This is a genomic window from Brucella sp. NBRC 12950 (assembly GCF_030268145.1).
In the GTDB taxonomy this organism is placed as follows: Bacteria; Pseudomonadota; Alphaproteobacteria; order Rhizobiales; family Rhizobiaceae; genus Brucella.
The window spans coordinates 250,187-273,744 of sequence record NZ_BSQC01000005.1 but is presented as its reverse complement, the minus strand read 5'-3'; the positions used below and the strand labels follow the sequence as shown (position 1 = coordinate 273,744).

Here is a 23,558-nt window from a genome sequence, read left to right as displayed (position 1 = left end):
AAGACACTACCGTGTCTTCCTTCGCATTTCGTTACCAGGGTTTTTATCAGACCGAGCGGGTGAGGCCGCCATCCACGCGCAGGTTCTGACCCGTGATGTAGGCAGCACCTTCGGAGGCAAGGAATGAAACCGTCGCAGCGATTTCTTCGCTTTTGCCATAGCGCTGCATAGGCACGCTATCCCGGCGTTCTTCTGTTGCTGGCAGACTGTCGATCCAGCCCGGCAAAACATTGTTCATACGGATATTGTCTGCCGCATAGGTGTCGGCGAAGACTTTTGTAAACGAGGCCAAACCAGCACGGAAAACTGCTGAAGTCGGGAACATCGCGCTTGGCTCAAAAGCCCATGCAGTCGAGATATTGATGATCGTGCCGGATTTCTGCTTTTGCATGAAAGGCACGACGAGACGGCTCGGACGTACGACATTCAGAAAGTAAGTATCGAGACCCTTATGCCAATCTTCATCTGTAATATCGAGGATCGGTGCGCGTGGACCGTGGCCGGCACTATTCACCAGCGTATCGATACGCCCCCATTTTTCGATAGTGAGATCGACGAGCTTCTTCAGGTCGTCAGCCGACTGGTTTGACCCTGTGACACCAATGCCACCCAATTCCTCGGCCAATGCTTCGCCTTTGCCAGATGACGAGAGGATTGCGACGGAAAAACCGTCCGCTGCAAGCCGCCGTGCGGAAGCCGCACCCATTCCGCTGCCACCTGCCGTAATGATCGCTACTTTCTGTGTCGACATTTCCTGATCCCAAAATACTGAAATTGTTTCGATATGCAGAAGGTAGCGGACGGGATTGAAATCCCAAGTGAATTTTCTTGAATTTAAGATTTTATAGCGTTGTTCCGGCAATAAAAAACGCCGCTTTCGCGGCGTTCTAACTAAGTGGGTCGGAATGAATTATTCCTGTCCGGATGCCTTGTTGCCCGAAAAGGGTTCACCGGAAGCAGTCTCACCGCGTTTCTGGCTCGCCTCTTTTTGCTGAACAGCATCACGAAATGCTGCCCACTCATTTTCGTGGCGACGATAAAGTGCATCTGAAGTCTGGATATCCATTTCGATCCTCCATTGGCTCTTGGCATGGCAAATAACATGGACCTTGAAGAATCGTTGCATCACAAACGGTAAGCGTTTGAAATCTTAATCGGTTTATATGTTTATAACCGATTTAGACTTGAAACTTTTTGCCGTGTTGACGCGCCTGTCTTAGCCTAAAAGCTTAGTTTTCCTGAATGGAAACGCCACCCTCTCCAATTTTCATTTGGATGCCGGAAGGTTTTGATTCCTCCTGATAGGTATAGATCGCGAACCCTGCGACCACGACAATAAGAGCACCGATAATCAGATAAAGCCCGTTGCGATTCACTCTGAAACTCCTGAAAATTTGAGGATGAAAACAAAACGCACCAGAGCAAGCTTGGTTCCTGGCTGTGAGCTAAGCCATAAACGCACCGAGTGGCGTAACACTGTGAATAAAATTTGAAAAATCTGTTTTTAGCGCTTGCTTTATACACGGCGATTATCTAGGGAAGGGCCGCTTACAAAGCACGGAGCGTAGCGCAGCCTGGTAGCGCACCTGATTTGGGATCAGGGGGTCGGAGGTTCGAATCCTCTCGCTCCGACCATTCTTTCCAGACAATTTGCCAAGATGAGTATGTCGCAGTCAGATGCTGTGGCGTGCGCCTTTATCGCGTTGACATGGTGTGACGTGTAAACTATTGCCTTGGTGAAATTATCGCCCTTCATGGGCTCAAGAGATAGATCAAGGTTTGTCAAATGGTTGCACGTATTTACCGTCCAGCTAAGACCGCAATGCAGTCTGGTAAAGCCAAAACCGATAACTGGCTTCTGGAATATGAGCCAGAAAGCGCTCGTAAGGTCGAGCCGCTTATGGGTTACACATCATCCGGTGACATGAAGAGTCAGATTCGCCTATCTTTCGACAGCCGCGAAGACGCAATTGAATATGCGACCCGCAACGGTATCGCTTATCGCGTAATCGAGCCACATGAAGTGAAGCGTCGCAAGGTTTCCTATTCGGATAACTTTAGCTTCTATCGTCCACAGCCTTGGACGCACTAACAGCTTTTCCCGGCCTCATGCTTTGTGCTATGGCCGGGCTCTGATGGTGAGGTCCCGTAGCTCAGCTGGATAGAGCACCGGCCTTCTAAGCCGTAGGTCACTGGTTCGAATCCAGTCGGGATCGCCATCAAAACAATGACTTGGATCATTGAATCTTCCTCTGCCAAAAACCTCACATTACAGCAATCGTATCCGCCAGCATTAGCGCTGCCGTCAGCAATTCTGCTAATCACCTTCGACACAGTTGCAATTGCGTTCCCAAGTGCTAAACGGGAATTCCGGTAACTCGAAGGAATACGATATGCCGGATCTCTCCACACTTATGCTTTTTGCCACTGCTTGCGTCGTGCTCACTGCTACGCCGGGGCCAGATATGCTTCTCATTGCCTCCCGCAGTATTAGCCAAGGACGGGGTGCAGGTTTTCTCACCTATGTTGGTATTGCCGTGGGCACATATTGCCACGCAGTTGCGGCAGCCCTTGGTCTTTCGCAGCTCTTTTTGGTTTTACCCGTAGCCTATGAAATTGTGCGCTGGGCAGGCTGCATCTACCTCCTTTATCTTGCCTGGAAGACCATTCGCTCAGATGGCACTGTCTTTTCACCCGTGGCGAGCCTTAGGCGTTTTTCTTTGAAGCGGATGTTCGGTGAGGGGCTTTTTACCAATTTGCTTAATCCGAAGATGGTGCTCTTTGTGCTGGCGTTATTTCCCCAGTTTGTGAAGCCTGAGGCTGGTTCCCTCATCTTACAAATGTTGGTTTTGGCAACCGTGCTCAACGGCATTGGTTTGATTGTGAATGGAAGCGTTATTCTTTTGAGTACGCATGTTCGCAATCGCATTAAAGCACGGCCCTCTATGCGAAAGCTGCCACAATATCTGCTGGCGACTGTGTTCGCAGCGCTTGCCTGCCGCCTCGCGCTCGGAGGTCGCAATTAGGTTTCACCTGGTACAATAACAAAAACGCCGCAAATTTTGCGGCGTTTCTCAATTCGAAATTGTTTGTCTTATTGGCCATGGGGTCCATCGCCGGAGCGGCTTCGTGGGAAAAATCGCGGACCACGATCACGATCCCAATTTCTTCCACCACGGTCCCAGTGGCGGCCTCTATCCCATCCACGGCCGCGGTCCCAATGGCGACCACGATCCCAATGACGGCGGTCATAATGACGACGATCCCAGCGGTCGTTTCGGTCGTTGAGGGCAGCGCCAATCGCGACACCAGCAATCAATGGAATGCCGATCAGAGCGGCATTGCGACCAAAATCGTCTGAGTAACCGCCGCTCGATCCTTCACGCATGGCGAGGTAGCGGGATGATGCCCAGCCGGACAATCCGCCGTAACTAATCTGGCACCAGCCATAACCCGAGGTGCAACCATGCACATTGACAGGCGCTCTATTTGGAATGCTGCCGAGCGCGGCATAACCCGTTCCCGGACCTGTGCGTACATTAAGATTGGTTGTTACAATCGCGTTAGCGGCTTGCGCTGCACCCGCAGAAAAAACACCCAGCGCAATCAAGGCGGCTTTAAGAGTGAGTTTCATGGGTCTTCTCCCTGGATTTATATGCCCGGTAAACGAATTTACCGGGCAAGAAGTTCCCAATGGTTCTGCTTATGCGTGTATTTTAGCGACGGTGACGCAGAATGACGGCAATGGCCAGTCCTGCCAGACCAATAGCGATTACACCTTGCAACACGAAAACCCAGTTCATCATGGCATTTCCTTTGGGTGCTTTCGACACCTGAAGACAAAATAGACTTATCTGGTTGGCTTCCTACCGTATTTCAGGGGCATGTGAAATGGATAAGTGCCGAAAAGCAGCCGCGGGCCATGAATGTTGATTTTAAATATCAACTTTTCAATCTATGAAAACAAAAGCGACCATTCGGACGCTTCTGTATTTTCCGACTATTCGTCCCGTCCGAAATATTTGGTTTTCAGCGCAGCCAGCTCTTCGCTTTCCTGAAGGCTGATGATCGCAATCGAAGCGGGCTTAACCAGATCACTATGGCGCGGGAAGGCGAAGCCATATTTATCAGGGCTGAAGGTGTTGCCCACGATCTCGATTGGCGCATCGACATTTTGGTGTACATAATATTCAAGCACAGGACTATCGCCAACGATTGCCGAGATTTCGTCATTGGTCAGTGCGGTTACAGCTTCGGGAAGGTGGTCGAAACCTACAGTTGAGATGGAGCGCGCTGCCATTGTCTGCTCTGCAATACTACCCGTACGCACACCAACCGTCTTGCTTTGAAGGTCAGCCAAGTTGTTGATGTTATTGGAGATATGGGCGACGGTCATAACGCTCGTTACGGACGATGTTACGTAAGCAACCACGGCAATACCAAAAACCAGCCAGAATGCCTGCCATATACGTCCTGCCCAACCGAAGAGATTCTTGCGTGAGCTTTTGCCGGAAGTGGCAAGCGAAACAACGTGATAGAAGCTTTCGGCCAGGCCCTCAAGCCAACGACGTGGGAAATTCTGGTCAAACCGGCGATCAAAGAGCGTAAGCAAAACTGTGGCAACCAGAATGACGATGCCAATCCAGGCGTAGGTGGCAAGATGGCCTGCATCTTCCAGGTCACCTATCAGATCTTCCCAGCCATTTCCCGCTTGGGTGTGAACCATGATCCGAAGGCCTGCATCAAACCATGGATGAGTAAAATCAACCACTTCCGCACGTTTTTCAGTGATTGTAATGTTGGTGACAGCCGCATCGACTTCGCTCTGAGAAACGGCCTTCACCAGCGCATTATAGTTCGGATATTCGACGAATTGAGACGCAAGCCCTAGACGTGTGCTTATACTGCTCCACAAATCGATAGCCATGCCAGTGTAGATGTCGCCCTGTTTGCTGACAAAAGGCTCACTGACATAAACCCCGACTTTCACCTGACGCAGAGCTGTGTCCTGAGCGACAGTCGGAATCGCTGATAGAGTTAGTAAAAAGAGCGCGAGTAGACTCTGCGTAAAAAGGTGAAGCGGATGCTTAATTGAATTCCAAGAAGACACTGACCCAAGCCGATATTTATTTTCGATAGTTCATAAGTATAAATATTCCAACACTCGATGGAAGCAAAAGAATGAGCTAATTTCACCCTAAATTTTTATTTATATATAACTAAAATACTATGTAAAAACAAAGCGGCTCCCTATACCATCAAGAGCCGCTTTGCTATTTTATGTGTCTATTCCGTGGAGACGAGCACGAGATAAGGCAATTCAGATTGCTGCAAAGCCTTTTTCGAGATCGGCAATCAGGTCAGGTACATCTTCAAGGCCGATCTGCAAGCGAATGACTGGGCCCGGATAATCGCCCTTGGCAACCATGCGATCCTTGATGCCAACTTCATTGGCGAGGCTTTCGTAGCCGCCCCAAGAATAACCGAGCCCAAAAATCTCAAGCGCATTCAGAAATGCGTGAGCTTCCTGCCGTCCGCCGCTTTTCAGAACGAAAGCGAAGACGCCTGACGAGCCTTTGAAGTCGCGCTTCCAGATTTCATGGCCGGGATGGCTTTCAAGGGCCGGGTGCAGCACACGATCAACCGCTGGATGGCTTTCAAGCCAATGAGCGACTTCAAGCGCACTTTTGCGGTGATGTTCCAGACGAACACCCATTGTGCGCAAACCGCGCAGGATCTGATAGGCATCGTCAGGTGCAGCACAAAGGCCAAGCGTGCCATGCGTTTCCAGAAGCTGCGGCCAGCACTTTTCATTGGCCGAAATTGTCCCGAAAAGAATATCGGCGTGACCGGATGGATACTTCGTTGAAGCATGGATGCTGATATCAACGCCAAAATCGAGCGGTTTGAAGTAAAGCGGCGTTGCCCAGGTGTTATCCATCATCACAATCGCACCGGCCTTATGCGCTTCTTCTACGATTGCCGGGATATCCTGCACCTCAAATGTGTTGGATGCTGGCGACTCCGTGAAGACGACCTTGGTGTTTGGGCGCATCAGCTTTGCAATGGCTGCACCGATCTCCGGATCGTAATATTCAACCTCGATACCCATACGCTTGAGGATCGTATCGGCAAAGTGACGGGTTGGATTGTAAATAGAATCGACAAACAAAACATGGTCGCCGGGTGACAGGAAAGCCAGCAGAGGGATAGTGACTGCAGCAAGACCAGAAGGCACGCAAACAGTGCCAGCGGAACCTTCAAGAGCGTCTATAGCCTTACAAAGTGCTTCGCTGGTTGGAGTGCCGCGCGTTCCGTAAGTGTATTTCTGCGCGCCCGTCGCCATGGTCTGTGCATCCGGGAAAAGAACGGTAGAGGCGCGCACGACGGGTGGATTGACGAAGCCATAATAATCGCGCGGTTCATAACCATCATGGGCCAACCGTGTGTTTATGCCCAGCTTTTCTGTCTTGTCCTGTTTGTTAGTCACGAAATTGCCTCCAGGCCATGTTGCATGCTTTGCCACCAGTTCTCATTTGGAGAGCTTTGCAAACTTGTTTCCGGCGGATTCAGTCTTGCATGTGCAGGTTTTGGTCCGCTCCGGTGGATACTCCAATTTATTGGATAAGACGCACATGAAGCGGATGCAACATGGCGCTTTGTAACAGTGATAATGTAAACCAGAGAAAGAGTAATTCCGATATGAGTGAGAGTAAGGCCACAAGCACAATTCTTTATCCGATCCGCATCGCTTCGGAGTTGGTAAGGGCGCTTGTCAGGCCGGCTTATCCGGGTGCGCCATCGAGCTGGACACTTGAAATGACGGCGCTTGTAGTTCTGCTGCCCTTTGTTTTGCTTGTTCTGCATATTTGGGATGCGCAGATTGTTCGCGCTGCAATGAACAGCGACTTCTTTGTCATGGAAGTGCTTAGAACCATTACGGATTTGATTCGCACTTTGGTCTGGCTTGGCGTCGGCATTATCGTTTGGCTGAGCACGGCTTTCTTGCTCTCACCAAACATTCGCTTAGCTTCACAAGAAGTGCTCGTCCGTTTTCACAGTTGGGCGACTCTTGTTCTTGCATCGATCGTGGTCGGCAGTTTTCCCACGGAGATCGGAAAGCTCTTGATTGGACGCGCGCGTCCGCTTTTGCTGGATGAATTGGGCTCCGCGTATTTCGCTCCGTTTCGGGGCGAACATTCTTATGAAAGTTTCCCCTCCGGACACTCCATGATGGCCGGTATCATGCTGGTTTCACTGTGGATTTTCTTGCCTCGCTGGCGGTTTCTCACGGTTCCGGTCTGTGTTCTTTTCGTTATCAGCCGACTGGCAGCAGGTGCGCATTATCCGACAGATGTCGTGGCTGGACTGACAATTGGCTTTATCGCGACATGGTGGGTGGCTCGCTATATGGCGACGCGAAATATTATTTTTTCGCTAGATGAAGATCAGGTGATGCCGCGGGTCTGAATGGGGCAAAATTGAGGTGCTGATCGCTATGTTCAGCGCCTCTTTTTATCTGTAACGATCTGTAATTATTGAATTTTAATAATATTCTCTTTTTTATGTTCGGCTGATTTTTCAAGCTGAACGCCTTTACCCTAAAATTGGGAAATCGTGTAAAAATCTGCATGTCGATGACCCATTTTTTAGGCAAACGGGCTTTTTCCACGACGTTAATAGCTTGACCAAAACCAAAATATCGCCTTCGATAGCGCTGTGAAGGCGACAGGCATCACTCCGCCCATAAAAACAACAGAGGGTCGATAACGGCTCCGGGCGAGGGATATCTGCGTAAGCAGGGGTGGGGGAGGTCTTGTGGCCTGTTCTTCAACCTCATGCAAAAAATAAAGCAACAGAGACGTGCATGGATCATTTGTCCACCACGATCTCCAGGGAACATAAAAGGTTGCAGGCCAGATGAAAAAGACTGTTTTGACAGGGGTATTGGGTGCAGCGGCGTTGTTTGGCGCAGCTTCGGGAGCATCGGCCGATACACTTTCGGATGTAAAGGCTAAGGGGTTCTTGCAGTGTGGTGTCAACACAGGTTTGCTCGGCTTCGCATCGCCTAATGACAAGGGCGAGTGGTCGGGTTTTGACGTTGATTATTGCCGTGCGGTTGCTGCCGCGATTTTCGGCGATGCAACGAAGGTAAAGTTCACGCCTCTCAATGCTAAAGAGCGCTTTACTGCATTGCAGTCGGGCGAAGTGGATGTCCTCATCCGCAACACGACATGGACCATCAGCCGCGATACGTCGCTGGGTCTCGATTTCCCTGGCGTCAATTACTACGACGGTCAGGGGTTCATGATTAACTCGAAGAAGCTGTCGGGTATTAACTCAGCACTTCAGCTTTCCGGCGCTTCAATCTGTGTTCAGGCTGGCACCACGACCGAGCTGAACATGGCTGACTACTTCCGCGCCAACAAGATGGAATACAATCCGGTGGTCTTCGAAAAGCTCGAAGAAGCCAACGCAGCTTATGATTCTGGCCGTTGCGATGCCTATACGACTGATCAGTCGGGCCTCTATTCGACCCGCCTCACGCTGGCAAACCCGGATGACCACGTTGTTCTGCCGGAAATCATTTCCAAGGAACCACTCGGACCGGCTGTCCGTCAGGGCGATTCCAAGTGGGCAGACGTTATCCGCTGGACCCACTACGCGCTGCTGAATGCTGAAGAGTTTGGTATTACGCAGGCCAATGTCGAAGAGATGAAGAATTCCGATAACCCGGAAATCAAGCGTCTTCTCGGCTCGGAAGCGGATACCAAGATCGGTACGGATCTCGGCCTCACCAATGATTGGGTTGTGAATATCGTTAAGGGCGTCGGCAATTACGGCGAACTCTTCGAACGCAATCTGGGTGCCAACAGCCCGCTCAAGATCGCTCGCGGTATCAATGCGCAGTGGAACAAGGGCGGCCTGCAATACGGTATGCCGATCCGCTAAGGCCGATCCGTTAAGGAACGCGCTTTTATTGGATAAATATCGGGCGGGGGCAGCAATGCACCCGCCGGATTTGTCGGCTGTATGATTTTGCAGCTGACCTCAGAATCCGCAGCGCATTCAGGGTTCGGCACTCAGGTCCGACGACTGCACCAAGCAATTTAACTCGCGCTTTGTATCTTATGAGCAAGGCTGCAAGGTTCGGCATTTATACGTAACTGCTTTGAAAAGATTTCCCGGTGGGGGTCGGGAGCCACAGCTATTTTCAAAGCTGATGCGAAAGGCCGAAAGAAAACAGGGAACATATGGCTTCCTATTCTGCAACCGAACGACGCCAAAGCGGCGGCGGCACATCACTCCTCTATGATCCGCGGCTTCGCGGCATTTTCTATCAGGTCGTGGTTTTTGCTGCCGTTATTGGCTTGATCTACTGGATCGTGGGTAACACGATCACCAATCTTCAACGCGCCAACATCGCTTCCGGCTTCGGATTCCTGAATGGTCGTGCTGGCTTCGATATCAGTCAGACGCTGATTTCCTATTCAAGCGATTCCACCTATGGCCGGGCCATTCTGGTTGGCCTGATGAACACGCTATACGTCGCTGGACTTGGTGTTGTTCTGGCGTCGATCATCGGCTTTCTGGTGGGTATTGGGCGGCTCTCGCGCAACTGGCTGATCCGCAAGATCTGCATGGTTTATGTCGAGATCTTCCGAAACATTCCTCCGCTTCTGGTTATCTTCTTCTGGTATTTCGGCGTGCTTTCCGTTTTGCCGCAGGCGCGAGAAAGTCTTTCTCTGCCGCTTGGCAGCTACCTCAATAATCGCGGTTTCTTCATGCCGTCGCCCGTATGGGGTGAGGGTGCGTGGCTGTTGCCGGTTGCCTTGTTGCTTGGCATCGTCGTTTCATTTTTCGTTGCGCGCTGGGCGAAGCGTCGGCAGATGGCGACGGGCCAGCCGTTTCATACGGTTCGCGTTTCCGCAGCACTAATTATCGGCCTGCCGATACTGGCGCTGATTGTGACCGGATTTCCTATCTCGTTTGATTTTCCGAAACTCGGAACCTTCAATCTGACGGGTGGTGCTCAGGTTAAGCCAGAATTTCTCGCGCTGCTTTTGGCTTTGTCGTTTTATACGGCATCCTTCATCGCTGAAACCGTTCGTGCTGGCGTTCTGGGCGTCAATAAAGGCCAGACCGAAGCGTCTTATGCGGTGGGCTTGCGTCCAGGTCAGACGATGCGTTTGATCATCGTGCCGCAGGCGCTGCGTATCATCATTCCTCCGCTCTCCAGTCAATATCTCAATCTGATCAAGAACTCTTCGCTGGCCATCGCAATCGGCTATCCGGATCTGGTCGCCGTTGGCGGTACGATCCTTAATCAGACCGGTCAGGCTGTTGAAGTCGTAGCTGTCTGGATGGTGATCTATCTCGGTATCAGCTTGATCGTTTCTGTTCTGATGAACTGGTTCAATGCCAAGATGGCGCTGGTGGAGAGATGACAATGGAAAACGCAAATCTCCAATATGTCCGCCCGCAAATGGTCGAAGGCGACGCACCTCCGCGTTCTGTGCAGGGGCTTTCGCATTGGTTGCGGGTCAATCTTTTTGCCACGCCAGTTGATGCAGCTATGACCATTCTCGGTCTGTTGCTTGTGGCGTGGTTTCTTCCGCCGATCATCCAGTGGTTGTTCATCAATGCAGCCTGGACAGGAACAGACCGCACAGCCTGTCTGACGATCGCACAGGGCGGCACTCAGCCAGAAGGCTGGTCGGGTGCCTGCTGGGCCTTTGTAAATGCGAAATACGAGCAGTTCATTTACGGACGTTACCCGATCTCCGAACGCTGGCGTGTCAATCTGACTGCGCTGATGTTCGTGGTGCTACTCGTGCCGCTTCTCATCCCAAGGGCGCCGCATAAGGTCTTGAATGCGATCCTCTTTTTCTTCGTTTTCCCGATCATCGCCTTCTTCCTGCTGGTCGGCGGCTGGTTTGGCCTGCCATTCGTAGAAACACCGCTTTGGGGCGGCCTGCTGGTAACGCTGGTTCTGTCCTTCGTGGGTATTGCAGTATCATTGCCGTTGGGTGTTGTGCTGGCTCTCGGACGACGTTCAAAGCTGCCGGTTATCAAGACCTTCAGTATTATCTTCATCGAAATGGTTCGCGGTGTTCCGCTGGTGACAGTGTTGTTCATGGCGAGCGTGATGCTTCCGCTGTTTCTGCCGCCGGGCGTGACCTTCGACAAGCTGTTGCGTGCGCTTATCGGCGTGGCACTCTTCGCGTCGGCTTATATGGCGGAAGTGGTGCGCGGTGGCCTTCAGGCTATCCCGCGCGGGCAGTATGAAGGTGCCGATGCGCTGGGTCTCAGCTACTGGCAGAAGACGAACCTCATCGTGTTGCCACAGGCGCTCAAGCTGGTGATCCCGGGTATCGTGAATACCTTCATCGGCCTCTTTAAAGACACCAGCCTGGTCTACATCATCGGCATGTTCGATCTGCTCGGCATTGTCCGTCAGAATTTCTCCGATGCGAACTGGGCTTCTCCACAGACACCTGCAACAGGTTTGATCTTTGCGGGCTTTGTTTTCTGGATTTTCTGTTTCGCCATGTCGCGATACTCTATATTCATGGAACGAAGGCTCGACACGGGTCATAAACGATAAGAATCAAGGGAATAATACAAATGAGTGCACAAAGCGCCCTCCCGCAATCCGAACTCGGTGTCGAACTCGACCGTTCAAAGCTGGAAGTCTCGAAGACCGATGTGGCCATCGAGATCAAGAACATGCACAAGTGGTATGGCGAGTTCCACGTTCTGCGTGACATCAACTTGAAGGTCATGCGTGGCGAACGCATCGTCGTTGCTGGTCCTTCGGGTTCCGGCAAGTCAACCATGATCCGTTGCGTCAATCGTCTGGAAGAACACCAGAAGGGCCAGATCATTGTTGATGGCATTGAACTCACCAATGATCTCAAGAAGATCGACGAAGTGCGCCGCGAAGTCGGCATGGTGTTCCAGCACTTCAACCTTTTCCCGCATCTGACCATTTTGGAGAACTGCACGCTCGCACCGATCTGGGTTCGCAAAATGCCAAAGAAGCAGGCGGAAGAAATCGCGATGCACTATCTGGCACGCGTGAAAATTCCAGAGCAGGCCAACAAATATCCAGGCCAGCTTTCAGGCGGTCAGCAGCAGCGTGTGGCGATTGCCCGCGCGCTTTGCATGAGCCCGAAGGTCATGCTGTTCGATGAGCCGACCTCGGCACTTGATCCGGAAATGGTCAAGGAAGTGCTTGATACAATGGTGAGCCTTGCTGCCGAAGGCATGACGATGATCTGCGTAACGCACGAAATGGGCTTTGCCCGTCAGGTCGCAAACCGCGTGATCTTTATGGATCAGGGCCAGATCGTTGAGCAGAATTCGCCAGCCGAGTTCTTCGACAACCCTCAGCATGAACGCACCAAACTGTTCCTGAGCCAGATTCTGCACTAATCATTCGATTAGTCGAAATATAATACACCCGCCAGAGCGATCCGGCGGGTGCTTTTCTTTGCAGCGGTTTCAGTGAAGACTGAATCGTTGGAACCGCTGTAACTGTTTGGTTTTACGCCTTATCCGACGCATCGCAGCAGGAAAAGAAATCAGTCTGGCGAACTGATTTTCCTACGGAGGCACTTCGCAGGCTTGCTGGAAATGCTATTCGTCATTCGGCCCCTGGCAGAACTGAATGCGATTGCCGAATGGATCAATCACCGCCATGACACGGCCCCATGGCGCGTCCTCGATGCCGGGCCGCATATAGCGATAGCCACGCGCATTAACTTCCCTGTGGAATTCTTCGACACCCTGCATACGGACGAAAATATTTGCGCCCGGACTGCCATCACCGTGATGTTCGCTCAGATGCAAGGTCAGACCAGCGCGGGAAACCTGCATATAAAGCGGCATTCCGTCGGCAAAGCGATGCTCCCAATCAAGTGTGAAACCCAGAAAACCGATATAGAAATCTTTGGCTTTCTCGATATCGAAAATCCGGAAGATTGGGCAGGTCTGTTCAAACTGGATTGTCATTCTGGCTTGCCTTTGCGACTGGTGTATTGTTCACCATTAGAGCGCCTTCCGAAAAGTGTGAAACGGTTTTCGGACCAAGATTCGCGTCAAAACAAATATTTTGGGCGCCGATCTGCTTCAAGCAATTCAAATGCGCTCTAAAGAGGTCGTCATGGCTGAGTATTATTGGTCGGAAGAATTAGCGCCAGCGCAATTTCGCGAGTTTCATGCGTTTTATTGTAAAGAGTGGTGGACTTCGGTGCGTTCATTTGAGGATGTGACGCATATGCTTTCACATTGCGATCTGACGATTTTCTGTCGCGATGCGCACGGATCGATAATCGGTTTTGCGCGTGTGCTAAGCGACTTCACCTTCAAGGCGATGATTTTTGATGTGATTGTTGCGGATCAGTTTCGCGGGCAGGGCCTCGGTAAAGCTCTTGTGGATCGCATAATCACCCACGAAAAACTGCAGCGTGTTAAAAGCTTTGAGCTCTACTGTCCTGATAAGCTCGTGCCCTTCTACGAGAAACTTGGCTTCGTGAAGGGCACGTCTTCAATGTTGTTTAATCAGCGTTGACAAGATTATGCTTCAAATAAAAGGCTTAGAGCGCCTATCTGTTTCAATCAGATTGAAACGCGCTCTAAAGCCATTTCGAATCCTGCGATCGGCGACTTTGATCAGTCTTCGACGAAACGACGCAAACGCTGCAGTGCATCATCCCATTGTGCAGAGACAGTGCTGAGATAGGCCCTCGCATCGACAAGCGGGGTCGGGCAAAGCCTGAAACGGCTTTCACGCCCTACCTTGTCGCGCTCAACCAATCCCGCTTGCTCAAGCACAGAAAGATGCTTGGTCATTCCCTGCCTGCTAATGCTGCCATTTTGTGAAAGCATGACAATTGAGCGGCTTTCACCGTCGCTCAATGTTTCAATGAGGGCCAGCCGGGTTGGGTCGGCCAGTGCTGCAAAAATGGCAGACATGTTTGCTGATTGCGTGAGCGAGGCTTCGGTCATTTGCTTTCGAGGTATTCCTTGATATTGCGCATCTGCTCTTCCCAACCACCCGTGTTCATTCGAAGGGCGATTGGCTGACGCTCCGCAGGCAGGGCATCAAAGCCTGTTTCGATAACCGTGAGTTTTGTGCCCGACTCGATTTCTTCAAGTTTGAATTCTACCAGTGTCTGCGGTTCTTTCGCATAATCTGTTTCAGCTTCAACAGCATAAGGATGCCAGGTGAAGGAAAAATAGTGCGGCGCTTTCATATCCTTGATGAAGGACGTCCATCTGGTGTCGCCACATCCATCAAATGTAAAGCGGCCAGTCGATGCGCTGCCGACAATAAATGGTCCATCAATTTTGACCCGGAACCATTCGCCGAATTCCTCATGATCCGTGAGCGCGCGCCATACCCGATCAATGCCAGCGCGAAGGTTCACGGTCTTCTCAATGCGATCAGTCGATGATGTCGTTGTCATGATATGCAAACTCCTTGATTGGCAACTGTATGGTTGCCAATCTACACGAGTTTTACATATATGCAACCATATGGTTGCTTAATTCATTTTTGTAGCGGTGCTTTTGCTGGAAGTGGAAACAGTGTGATGAATTTTTCTGCCAGAGCATGATCCCCATTCATTGTGAGCAGGTTTGCCTCTTCAAGGGCGATTAAGGGCTGTCCTCCATAGATTGCTGCAGCCATCATGCGGGGAGAACTTTCAAAAGCGATATCATATTGCTCAGCTTTACCGCGCTTTACTTCCAATCTGCCGTTGTGCAGGTGCGCGGTGAAATCTTCATCATCGAGTTTAAGCCCAATCACAGCATTCATGCCTTGCGAGCGTTCGGGATCGATCATCGTTCGTAGTGATAGCAGGAACGACGTGGTCGAAATCGGCAAATTGGGATCATGGCTCGGCGAACGTGCAGCCCAGCGACCAAGTGTTTGCAGGATCGGTTCTGCTTCATAGCCCCATTCAGTCAATTCATAGACCTGCACGGATGCGGGGGGCGGCAATTTCGACTTCCGTAAAATGCCTGCTTCTTCCAGTCCTTCAAGCCGCTGTGTGAGAACATTGGCGCTTATTCCTGGCAAGTCTGATCGTAAATCGTTGAAACGCTTCGGTCCGAACATCAGTTCGCGAATGACAAGCAAGGCCCAGCGTTCCCCAATCAAATCAAGGGCATGTGCTGCTGCGCAAGCATCGTCATAGCTGCGTCTTGCTGTTGGTGTTTCGCGACTAGTTATTTTTTCTAACTTCATAGTTGCTAATTATAACTTATCTGTCATTATGTTCAAGCAATCTTATGATAGTCGGTTTCAAACAACACATAAAATGCCGACTTTATCGCCCGGGGGATCGGGCAGGCGATAGAAAAGCTGCCGTAAAGACAAGCCAAATGAAAATGGGCAGTTCATGCCCGCAATTGGAGGAATTGCCATGCCTAAAATGATTTTCGTAAACCTTCCTGTAAAAGACGTCGCTCGCTCAACCAGTTTCTATGAAGCAATCGGAGCAACGAAGAACCCGATGTTTTCGGACGAAACGGCGTCCTGCATGGTCTTTTCCGACACGATCCATGCGATGATTCTCAGCCATGAGAAATTCAGCCAGTTCACGCCTAAAAAGATTTCCGACGCCAATGCCACAAGTGAAGTTTTGATCTGTCTTTCGGCGGACAGCAAAGCGGATGTGGATGCAACGGTTGAAAATGCAGCTAAGGCTGGTGGTCGCGCTGATCCGGCTCCCAAGCAGGATTACGGTTTCATGTATGGTCGCAGCTTTGAAGATCTCGACGGTCACATCTGGGAGCTGATGTGGATGGATATGGAAGCAGCCGCAAAAGCGATGGGCTAAATCCAAGCATATTCCGAAAAATATGAAACGGTTTTCGAGCGAGAAACGTTTGAAACTAATAGATCGAGCATTTCCAGCCATACAACCAAACTGGAAATGCTCAACAAGTCGGGGGCTGAGACATATGGGAGGAACAATCCATGTCTGGCTTAACAGTATGCCTCTGGTTCGATAACAAGGCTGAAGAGGCGGCCAATTATTACGTATCGCTCTTCAAAGAATTGGGAAAACCAGCCTCTCTGGATGGCTTCATTCGCTTCCAGCACGGTCATCAATCCGGCGGCACCGATGTCGTCACTGCAAACTTTACACTTGACGGACAGGCGATGACTGCCTTGAACGGTGGTCCACAATTCAAGTTCAACCCGGCAACATCGCTTATTCTGAAATGCAAGGATCAGGCAGAGCTTGATGCGTTCTGGAACCGGTTGCTGGAAGGCGGTTCTGCGATGGAATGCAGCTGGCTGACCGACAAATATGGGTTTGCTTGGCAGATTGTGCCGGAGTTCCTGCTCGATATTCTACAGAACGGCGAGCCAGAGGTCAGGCAGCGCGTGGCAAATGCCATGATGACGATGGTGAAGATTGATATTGCCGCTCTGGAAGCTGCGCTCGACGCAGGTTAACTTTTTACCGCCGCAACGGCATCATAGCCATAAAGCCAGTCCAGATCTTTCAGGAAAGTATCTGGGCTGCGCATGGTAAAAAGCATGTCGCGTCCAAGCGCAAACACACCTGATGCGTGATAGGCAAAGCGGTTCAGCTGGCCGCGTTTGGCAACTGCTGCAATCCGTTCTTTGCGAACAGAATCAAATCGCTTCAGCGCTGATTGTGGCTGTTGGTCATCCAATGCTTCGGCAAGTGCTGCCGCATCTTCAATTGCCATGGCAGCCCCCTGCGCTGCAAAGGGTGTGACAGCGTGAGAGGCGTCACCGAGAAATATCGTTCTGTCCGGGCCGACAAACTGAGCATCAGCCATTTCAAAAAGCGGCCAGTAGGTCCACTCGCTTGCCAGGGTCAGCACATCACGTACCGGGGCGCTCCAATCAGCATAGATTGACTGCAGCCGTGCATTGTCACCCGTCTTAGACCAGACTTCACCGGGGTTATCGCCCGTCGTAATGGCGACGAAATTGAAGAAGTCGCCACCCTTTACCGGATAGGCGATAAAATGCGCCTTCTTGCCAAGCCATGCAGAAACGGATTTCTGTTCTGGGATTGCTGCCTTGAAGCTTGCGGGCAGGGCATCCGTTGCAAGTGTCGTACGCCACGCGATATGGCCGCTGAAACGCGCCTTTTCATACCCCGCCTTGGCGCGTTGTGCAGACCAGACGCCATCGCAGGCAATGAGATAGCTGGCAGTAATATCTTCTTCTGCTCCGCCACGTCTAACCGTTGCGGTGATGCCGTTTTGATCTGCCTTATGGCCAATAATCTCAGCACCGAGATTAATCTCGATATTTGGACTGTCGTGGCAGGCATCTAACAGTGCTGTTTGCAGATCAGCGCGATGGCAAACGACATAGGGATGATGCCAGCGTTTGAATGCCTTGTCGCCAAGTTGCATGGCGAGCAGGGGGCGAGCCTTGCGCCCATCCATGAGATAAAGCGCTTCTGGCGTAACGGCTTGTGAGGAAAGGCTGTCGGCCACGCCAAGGCGCTGGAGATGGCGCATCGCATTGGGAGCCAGTTGCAAGCCCGCGCCGACTTCCGACAGGGCTTGCGCTTTTTCAAACAGCTGGACAGTCCATCCGCGTGCCGCACATTCAAGTGCTGCACTGAGACCGGCAACACCGGCCCCTGCAATCAATATGCGTCCCTTGACCAAGCTGCTCATAATATCAGCGGCACGAATGCTGCCATTTATGTTCAGGCAGCTTTGTCAGCAGGTGCTTCGTAAACGCAGCCTGCAGGAACAGTCTCGTCAGCGTGAAGCTGCGGATTGTAACGATAGAGGGTCGAGCAATATGGGCAAACCACTTCGCTTTCGTCACCCATGTCGAGGAAGACATGTGGATGATCGAAGGGCGGGTTCGCGCCGACGCACATGAATTCCTTCACGCCGATTTCAATGGAATTGTGTCCAGCGTCATTCTGGAAGTGCGGGATAATGTGATCGGACATAATAGGCTCCGGAGCTTTTGGATCGCGGCATTCAAATTGGGATGGCTATTTTTCAAGCGTTTACCGCGAACGGCTTGTTTCTGGAAGCGTTTTCATCAATTCTGGGGACATTTCAAGCGGTTTGCTATCAAACTGTCATATGACAGCCATAGGCTTATCGTCGCGCCGGGATTTGCCGGTAGTAACCGGGACAGGAAAAATGAACGAAAACAGCGTTGTGGCAACCCAGTCCGCCGGTTTGACCGCACATGTGGCAGATCAGGCGGCAAATGACCATTCTGCAAACCAGAATGCCAGCAAAGTTCAAAACGCTCACGAAGCTTTGAACACTGATAAGACAGCAGAGCTGATGCAAAGCCCTGAACGCTTCGTCAATCGCGAGTTTTCCTGGCTTCAGTTTAACCGTCGTGTTCTCGAAGAAGCAGGCAATACGCGTCAGCCACTGCTGGAGCGTCTGCGCTTCCTGTCGATTTCGGCAGCCAACCTCGATGAATTCTTCATGGTGCGTATTGCAGGGCTTGCTGCACAGGTGCGTGCAGGTGTTGCCATGCGCAGCGCCGACGGTCGTACGCCGCAGGAGCAGCTTGATTTCGTTCTGGAAGAAGTGGGCCGCCTGCAGGAAGGCCAGCAGGAACGTCTGCGTACGCTGCGTGAAGAGCTTGAAAAAGAGAACATCGAGATCGTGCGCGCATCGGCCTTGTCGAAGACCGAAAAAGATTGGCTGGAAGGTCACTTCCTGGAAACAATTTTCCCGGTTCTGACGCCGCTTTCCATCGATCCTGCGCATCCGTTCCCGTTTATTCCAAATCTGGGCTTCTCGATTGCATTGCAGCTTGCGCGTCGTCTTGATGGCCATCCGATGACGGCGCTGTTGCGCATTCCGGTTGCCCTGAAGCGCTTCATCCAGTTGCCGACCGAGCAGCAGAACGCGTTCCGCTTTATCACCATTGAAGATGCAGTCAGCTTGTTTATCGGTCGTCTGTTCCCGGGCTATGAGGTGCGCGGTGCCGGCACATTCCGCATCATTCGCGACAGCGATATCGAAGTCGAAGAAGAAGCGGAAGATCTGGTCCGCCTTTTTGAAACAGCTCTGAAGCGCCGTCGCCGCGGTCAGGTGATCCGCATCGAGTTCGATGCTGAAATCCCGGAAGCGCTGCGTGTTTTCGTTGCCACCGAACTGGGTGTCTCGGAAAACCGCATAAGCGTTCTGGAAGGTCTTCTGGCGCTCAACATGATTTCGGAAGTCGTTTCGATCCCGCGCGATGACCTGAAATTTGTGTCTTACAATCCGCGTTTCCCTGAGCGCATTCGCGAGCACGGCGGCGATTGCTTTGCCGCGATTCGTGAAAAGGACATTGTGGTCCACCATCCATATGAATCATTTGATGTGGTGGTGCAGTTTCTGCGTCAGGCCGCAGCTGATCCTGATGTGTTGGCAATCAAGCAGACGCTTTACCGTACCTCCAATGACAGCCCGATCGTGCGTGCGCTCGTCGATGCGGCAGAAGCTGGCAAGTCGGTCACAGCCCTTGTTGAGCTGAAGGCCCGCTTCGATGAAGAAGCCAATATCCGCTGGGCACGCGATCTGGAGCGCGCAGGCGTTCAGGTGGTCTTCGGCTTTATCGAATTGAAGACGCACGCAAAGATGTCGCTGGTTGTTCGCCGTGAAGACCAGAAGCTGCGTTCCTATGTTCACCTTGGCACGGGCAACTACCACCCGATCACCGCGCGTATTTACACCGACCTTTCATTCTTCACTTCCGATGCCGATATCGCACGCGATGTGGCGCACATCTTCAACTTCATCACCGGCTATGCGCAGCCTGCTGAAGAAATGAAGATCGGGATTTCACCGCTTACCTTGCGCACGCGAATCTTGAAGCATATCGATGACGAGATCACCAATGCGAAGGCTCATAAGCCTGCAGCCATCTGGATGAAGATGAACTCGCTCGTTGATCCACAGATTATTGACGCGCTCTACAAGGCCAGTCAGGCGGGCGTGCATGTGGACCTCGTCGTGCGTGGCATCTGCTGTCTGAGACCGGGTGTTCCTGGCCTCTCAGACAACATTCGCGCAAAGTCGATTGTCGGGCGTTTTCTCGAGCATAGCCGCATTTTCTGCTTCGGAAACGGGCATGATCTGCCTTCAGACAAGGCAATTGTCTATATCGGTTCTGCCGATATGATGCCGCGCAATCTCGACCGTCGCGTAGAGACACTGGTGCCCATTACCAATGCCACCGTGCATCAGCAAATCCTGTCGCAAATCATGTTTGCCAACATAATTGATAACCAGCAGAGCTATCAGCTACTTGCGGACGGCACCTCTCGCCGGATAGAAAAAGAAGATGGAGAGGAAGCTTTCAACGCGCAGGAATATTTCATGACAAATCCAAGCTTGTCGGGTCGCGGAAAGTCGCTGAAGTCATCTGCCCCCCGTCTGATTGCGCATCGTAAACGTGCGCAGGCGGAAAGAAACACGACTTCATGAGTCCAGCAGTAGCACAAGGCCGGTTGAAAGGCCTCAAGCCCGTCGCGGTAATCGATATTGGTTCCAACTCGATCCGTGTCGTTGTTTACGAAGGCATTGTCCGGTCTCCGACAGTGCTTTTCAATGAAAAGCTTCTCTGCGGTCTTGGCAAAGGATTGGCCAAGACCGGAAAGCTCAATGAGAAATCCGTCGATATCGCCCTGCGCGCATTGAAGCGTTTTCGCGTTCTGGCCGAACAGGCGGGTGCGATTTCCATTCATGCGCTGGCAACAGCCGCAGCTCGCGAGGCGAAAAACGGTCCTGATTTCATTTCTCAGGCCGAGGCTATTCTTGGACGGCACATTGAAGTGTTGTCGGGCAAGGAAGAAGCCTATTACTCCGCTTTGGGTATCATTTCCGGTTTCTACAAACCGCAGGGCGTAACTGGCGACCTTGGCGGCGGCAGTTTGGAGCTGGTTGGCGTCAATGACCATGAGGTCGGTGAGGGGATTACCCTTCCGCTCGGTGGCCTGCGTTTGCAGGACATGTCGAACGAACAACTGCCTGAAGCCGCCAAAATCACCCGCACCGAGCTTGCACGCGCGACTCTTCTTGAAGAGCATCAGGGAGAAGTCTTCTACGCTGTGGGCGGTACGTGGCGAAATCTCGCCAAGCTGCATATGACGGCCAAGCATTATCCGCTGCACGTCATGCATGGCTATGAAATGGACCCGGTGGAAGCAAAAAGCTTCCTCACGCGGGTTGCCAGAGGCAATATCGACACGATGCGCGGCATCGAAGCAGTATCCAAAAATCGTCGCCAGCTTCTTGCTTATGGCGCGACAGTTCTGCTCGAAACTATTCGGCGCATGAAACCCTCCAAGATCGTATTCTCGGCGCTGGGAGTTCGTGAAGGTTATTTGTATTCGCTGCTGCCCAAGAACGAACAGCGGCTTGATCCGCTTTTGTCTTCGGCAGAAGAACTGGCAATTCTGCGTTCGCGTTCGCCGCGTCATGCACGCGAGCTCGCAACATGGACAACGCTTTCACTTCCCGTTCTCGGTTTCGATGAAACCGAAGATGAGAGCCGCTATCGTCAGGCGGCGTGTCTGGTGGCTGATATCAGCTGGCGTGCGCATCCCGACTATCGGGGCTCGCAGGCATTGAACATCATCGCGCATGGTTCGTTCGGCGGCATCGATCATCCGGGCCGTTCTTTCATGGCTCTTGCGAATTACTATCGCCATGAAGGATTAGTCGAAGACGAAATTGCGCCGGAAATCCTACAGCTTGCCTCACCGCGTCTGCGTGAGCGGGCAAAGCTTCTGGGTGCGCTGCTTCGCGTCATCTATCTGCTATCGGCATCTATGCCGGGCGTAATCCCGCGTCTTTACTGGCGTGAGGAAGATAACGGCATTGCTCTGGTCGTACCGGGAGATATCGCCGATCTGATTTCTGACCGCCCAGAAGGACGTTTACAGCAGCTTTCAAAGCTGACGGGAAAGAACCTCTTCTTTGCCATCGGCGACAGTGCGATTGACGCGAACGAGCATCATTGAAAAGAGTATGATTGATAAATCGAAAGGCCGGCGAGAGTTTTCTCCGCCGGCCTTTTTACTTAGTTTACAGCGGTTCCAGTTAAGAATGAATCGTTGGAACCGCTGTAACTGTTTGTTTTTACGCATTATCCGACGCAAAACTGCTTCGCACTTTTGCTGGAAATGCTATAATTCGACAGCTTGAATACGCCGGTTCTCAAATTTAATGCCGATTTTGCCTTCAATGAGATCGAGCGCTTTCTGGCCGAAGACTTCGCGGCGCCAGCCCTGAAGTGCGGGCACATTGGCATTCTCGCCTTCGGCTGCAATCTTGTCGATATCATCGGAGCTTGCGACGATCTTGGCTGCAACGCCGTGTTCTTCGGTCACAAGCTTGAGCAGCACTTTAAGGATATCTGCAGCTGCAGCACTGCCTTCTGGCGAATGAGACTGTTTTGGCAACTTTGGCAGATCTTCTTTTGGAATAGCCAGTGCCGCCTGAATGGCATTCACCAAGCCTGCCGCCTGAGCCGAACGTTCCCAGCCCTTCGGGATCGAACGAAGACGTCCGAGCGCTTCCGCATCTTTTGGCTGCTGCTGGGCGATTTCAGCGATCGTGTCGTCCTTGATGACGCGGCCACGCGGAACATTGCGTTCGCGCGCTTCACGTTCGCGCCATGCAGCAACAGATTGAACGATAGCAAGCTCGATTGGTTTGCGCATACGCGTCTTCACGCGCTTCCAGGCATCATCTGGATGAAGGTCATAGGTCTCACGCGCGCTGAGAACAGCCATTTCCTCGTTGACCCACTCGCTACGGCCTTCTTTCTGAAGCTCATCTTTCAGATAAAGGTAGATGTCGCGCAGATAGGTGACATCGGCCAGCGCATAGTCGAGCTGCTTTTCAGACAGCGGACGGCGGCGCCAGTCGGTGAAGCGCGATGACTTGTCGATGTGTTTTCCAGTGACTTTCTGAACCAGAGCGTCATAGGAAATGGCATCGCCAAAGCCGCAGACCATGGCAGCAACCTGGCTGTCAAAAATCGGGGCAGGGATCAGGTTGCCCAAGTGGAAGACGATTTCAATGTCCTGACGTGCGGCGTGGAACACCTTGACCACTTTTTCATCGGCCATCAGGCGGAAGAAGGGCGCAAGATCGAGACCGGGCGCCAGTGCATCGACCAGAGCTGTATGATCGGGCGAAGCCATCTGAATAAGACAGAGTTCCGGCCAGAAGGTCGTTTCCCGAATGAATTCGGTATCGACCGTTACGAAGTCGGATTTGGCTAGGGCGGATACGGCCTCTTCAAGGGCCTCTGTGGTCGTGATGAGCTGCATGTTTTTCTTTTAGAGCGCATCCCGAAAACTGTGAAGCGATTTTCGGACAAGATGCACGTTTAACAGAGGATTAGCGCGCGCTTCGATATGATTCAGTCAGATTGAAACGAGCACTGGATAATGGTGGGCTGCTTTGGGCTGCGTGCCGCGCCACAAGAAGCATATAGCGATGGAATAACACGTAAATAGTGATTTTTGTCGACATAATCCGTCAAGCTGGTTTAACAAGGC

General features: G+C 51.9%; 25 protein-coding genes and 2 tRNA genes. 14 read left to right on the top strand and 13 right to left on the bottom strand.

Annotation, left to right across the window (positions count from 1 at the left end; genetic code table 11):
* Positions 1-46: 46 nt before the first annotated feature.
* The 3 genes from QSJ70_RS10850 to QSJ70_RS10840 all read right to left on the bottom strand — a co-directional run bounded on the left by QSJ70_RS10850 (position 47) and on the right by QSJ70_RS10840 (position 1,376).
* Positions 47-751 carry an SDR family oxidoreductase gene (locus tag QSJ70_RS10850; protein ID WP_007874379.1) on the bottom strand — a complete coding sequence of 235 codons (705 nt, stop codon included), beginning with the start codon at positions 749-751 and terminating at the stop codon, positions 47-49.
* Positions 752-910: 159 nt separating this feature from the next.
* The gene (locus tag QSJ70_RS10845; protein ID WP_007874380.1) at positions 911-1,066 is read right to left on the bottom strand and encodes a hypothetical protein; all 156 of its coding nucleotides are present in this window, start codon (positions 1,064-1,066) and stop codon (positions 911-913) included.
* A gap of 163 nt (positions 1,067-1,229) precedes the next feature.
* Complete coding sequence (locus tag QSJ70_RS10840; protein WP_285536297.1) at positions 1,230-1,376, bottom strand: hypothetical protein; 147 nt, start codon at positions 1,374-1,376, stop codon at positions 1,230-1,232.
* A gap of 182 nt (positions 1,377-1,558) precedes the next feature.
* On the opposite strand from QSJ70_RS10840, the gene QSJ70_RS10835 reads away from it, so the two are divergent.
* From QSJ70_RS10835 to QSJ70_RS10820, 4 genes are all read left to right on the top strand, one after another.
* A tRNA-Pro gene (locus QSJ70_RS10835) sits at positions 1,559-1,635 on the top strand.
* Between the two features lie 151 nt (positions 1,636-1,786).
* Entirely contained in the window at positions 1,787-2,092 is a 306-nt protein-coding gene (locus QSJ70_RS10830; protein WP_007874386.1) for an ETC complex I subunit, read from the top strand.
* A 50-nt stretch (positions 2,093-2,142) separates the two neighbouring features.
* Positions 2,143-2,219: transfer RNA gene (locus QSJ70_RS10825), tRNA-Arg, on the top strand.
* 174 nt (positions 2,220-2,393) lie between these two features.
* Entirely contained in the window at positions 2,394-3,026 is a 633-nt protein-coding gene (locus QSJ70_RS10820) for a LysE family translocator (protein ID WP_285536294.1), read from the top strand.
* Between the two features lie 68 nt (positions 3,027-3,094).
* Here the strand turns inward: QSJ70_RS10820 and QSJ70_RS10815 are convergent, their stop codons facing one another.
* From QSJ70_RS10815 to QSJ70_RS10805, 3 genes are all read right to left on the bottom strand, one after another.
* Positions 3,095-3,634, bottom strand: coding sequence for an SH3 domain-containing protein (locus QSJ70_RS10815; RefSeq protein WP_285536292.1), 540 nt, complete (start codon positions 3,632-3,634; stop codon positions 3,095-3,097).
* A 366-nt stretch (positions 3,635-4,000) separates the two neighbouring features.
* Complete coding sequence (locus QSJ70_RS10810) at positions 4,001-4,990, bottom strand: transporter substrate-binding domain-containing protein (RefSeq protein ID WP_247645072.1); 990 nt, start codon at positions 4,988-4,990, stop codon at positions 4,001-4,003.
* 330 nt (positions 4,991-5,320) lie between these two features.
* Positions 5,321-6,490, bottom strand: a complete 1,170-nt coding sequence (locus QSJ70_RS10805; protein WP_285536289.1) for a cystathionine beta-lyase — start codon at positions 6,488-6,490, stop codon at positions 5,321-5,323.
* A gap of 212 nt (positions 6,491-6,702) precedes the next feature.
* Between QSJ70_RS10805 and lpxE the strand changes: the two genes are divergently transcribed.
* The 5 genes from lpxE to QSJ70_RS10780 all read left to right on the top strand — a co-directional run bounded on the left by lpxE (position 6,703) and on the right by QSJ70_RS10780 (position 12,438).
* Positions 6,703-7,470 carry a lipid A 1-phosphatase LpxE gene (lpxE, locus tag QSJ70_RS10800; protein ID WP_007874395.1) on the top strand — a complete coding sequence of 256 codons (768 nt, stop codon included), beginning with the start codon at positions 6,703-6,705 and terminating at the stop codon, positions 7,468-7,470.
* Positions 7,471-7,920: 450 nt separating this feature from the next.
* Complete coding sequence (locus QSJ70_RS10795) at positions 7,921-8,952, top strand: amino acid ABC transporter substrate-binding protein (RefSeq protein WP_007874396.1); 1,032 nt, start codon at positions 7,921-7,923, stop codon at positions 8,950-8,952.
* A gap of 302 nt (positions 8,953-9,254) precedes the next feature.
* The gene (locus tag QSJ70_RS10790; protein ID WP_079211725.1) at positions 9,255-10,448 is read left to right on the top strand and encodes an amino acid ABC transporter permease; all 1,194 of its coding nucleotides are present in this window, start codon (positions 9,255-9,257) and stop codon (positions 10,446-10,448) included.
* 2 nt (positions 10,449-10,450) lie between these two features.
* Positions 10,451-11,608 carry an amino acid ABC transporter permease gene (locus QSJ70_RS10785; RefSeq protein ID WP_285536286.1) on the top strand — a complete coding sequence of 386 codons (1,158 nt, stop codon included), beginning with the start codon at positions 10,451-10,453 and terminating at the stop codon, positions 11,606-11,608.
* A gap of 20 nt (positions 11,609-11,628) precedes the next feature.
* Complete coding sequence (locus tag QSJ70_RS10780) at positions 11,629-12,438, top strand: amino acid ABC transporter ATP-binding protein (RefSeq protein ID WP_007874402.1); 810 nt, start codon at positions 11,629-11,631, stop codon at positions 12,436-12,438.
* 204 nt (positions 12,439-12,642) lie between these two features.
* Here the strand turns inward: QSJ70_RS10780 and QSJ70_RS10775 are convergent, their stop codons facing one another.
* Complete coding sequence (locus tag QSJ70_RS10775; protein WP_007874404.1) at positions 12,643-13,017, bottom strand: glyoxalase superfamily protein; 375 nt, start codon at positions 13,015-13,017, stop codon at positions 12,643-12,645.
* A 151-nt stretch (positions 13,018-13,168) separates the two neighbouring features.
* Here QSJ70_RS10775 and QSJ70_RS10770 point away from each other — a divergent pair, with 151 nt between their 5' ends.
* Complete coding sequence (locus QSJ70_RS10770; RefSeq protein ID WP_285536283.1) at positions 13,169-13,576, top strand: GNAT family N-acetyltransferase; 408 nt, start codon at positions 13,169-13,171, stop codon at positions 13,574-13,576.
* A gap of 101 nt (positions 13,577-13,677) precedes the next feature.
* Here the strand turns inward: QSJ70_RS10770 and QSJ70_RS10765 are convergent, their stop codons facing one another.
* The 3 genes from QSJ70_RS10765 to QSJ70_RS10755 form a co-directional block, all read right to left on the bottom strand.
* Entirely contained in the window at positions 13,678-14,013 is a 336-nt protein-coding gene (locus QSJ70_RS10765) for an ArsR/SmtB family transcription factor (protein WP_285536281.1), read from the bottom strand.
* A complete protein-coding gene (locus QSJ70_RS10760) occupies positions 14,010-14,474 on the bottom strand; it encodes an SRPBCC family protein (protein ID WP_064320426.1) in 465 nt (154 codons plus the stop codon). The genes QSJ70_RS10765 and QSJ70_RS10760 overlap by 4 nt, the downstream gene beginning before the upstream one ends.
* 83 nt (positions 14,475-14,557) lie before the next feature.
* Entirely contained in the window at positions 14,558-15,259 is a 702-nt protein-coding gene (locus QSJ70_RS10755; protein ID WP_285536280.1) for a winged helix-turn-helix transcriptional regulator, read from the bottom strand.
* Positions 15,260-15,437: 178 nt separating this feature from the next.
* Here QSJ70_RS10755 and QSJ70_RS10750 point away from each other — a divergent pair, with 178 nt between their 5' ends.
* Positions 15,438-15,854 carry a VOC family protein gene (locus QSJ70_RS10750; RefSeq protein WP_007874416.1) on the top strand — a complete coding sequence of 139 codons (417 nt, stop codon included), beginning with the start codon at positions 15,438-15,440 and terminating at the stop codon, positions 15,852-15,854.
* A 140-nt stretch (positions 15,855-15,994) separates the two neighbouring features.
* Positions 15,995-16,480 (top strand): VOC family protein, encoded by a 486-nt coding sequence (locus QSJ70_RS10745; RefSeq protein ID WP_237853564.1) that lies wholly within the window; start codon positions 15,995-15,997, stop codon positions 16,478-16,480.
* Here QSJ70_RS10745 and QSJ70_RS10740 read toward each other — a convergent pair.
* Together QSJ70_RS10740 and QSJ70_RS10735 are read right to left on the bottom strand one after the other, a co-directional pair.
* The gene (locus QSJ70_RS10740; RefSeq protein WP_285536450.1) at positions 16,477-17,682 is read right to left on the bottom strand and encodes an FAD-binding protein; all 1,206 of its coding nucleotides are present in this window, start codon (positions 17,680-17,682) and stop codon (positions 16,477-16,479) included. The two genes, QSJ70_RS10745 and QSJ70_RS10740, sit on opposite strands and share 4 nt — an antisense overlap.
* A 41-nt stretch (positions 17,683-17,723) precedes the next feature.
* Positions 17,724-17,978 (bottom strand): zinc-finger domain-containing protein, encoded by a 255-nt coding sequence (locus QSJ70_RS10735; RefSeq protein WP_007874421.1) that lies wholly within the window; start codon positions 17,976-17,978, stop codon positions 17,724-17,726.
* A gap of 250 nt (positions 17,979-18,228) precedes the next feature.
* Between QSJ70_RS10735 and QSJ70_RS10730 the strand changes: the two genes are divergently transcribed.
* Together QSJ70_RS10730 and ppx are read left to right on the top strand one after the other, a co-directional pair.
* The gene (locus QSJ70_RS10730; protein WP_407976332.1) at positions 18,229-20,472 is read left to right on the top strand and encodes an RNA degradosome polyphosphate kinase; all 2,244 of its coding nucleotides are present in this window, start codon (positions 18,229-18,231) and stop codon (positions 20,470-20,472) included.
* Positions 20,469-22,010 (top strand): exopolyphosphatase, encoded by a 1,542-nt coding sequence (gene ppx / locus QSJ70_RS10725; RefSeq protein ID WP_007874427.1) that lies wholly within the window; start codon positions 20,469-20,471, stop codon positions 22,008-22,010. Before QSJ70_RS10730 ends, ppx begins: the two co-directional genes overlap by 4 nt.
* 165 nt (positions 22,011-22,175) lie before the next feature.
* Here the strand turns inward: ppx and rnd are convergent, their stop codons facing one another.
* Positions 22,176-23,327, bottom strand: coding sequence for a ribonuclease D (gene rnd / locus QSJ70_RS10720; protein WP_007874429.1), 1,152 nt, complete (start codon positions 23,325-23,327; stop codon positions 22,176-22,178).
* Between the last annotated feature and the right edge of the window lie 231 nt (positions 23,328-23,558).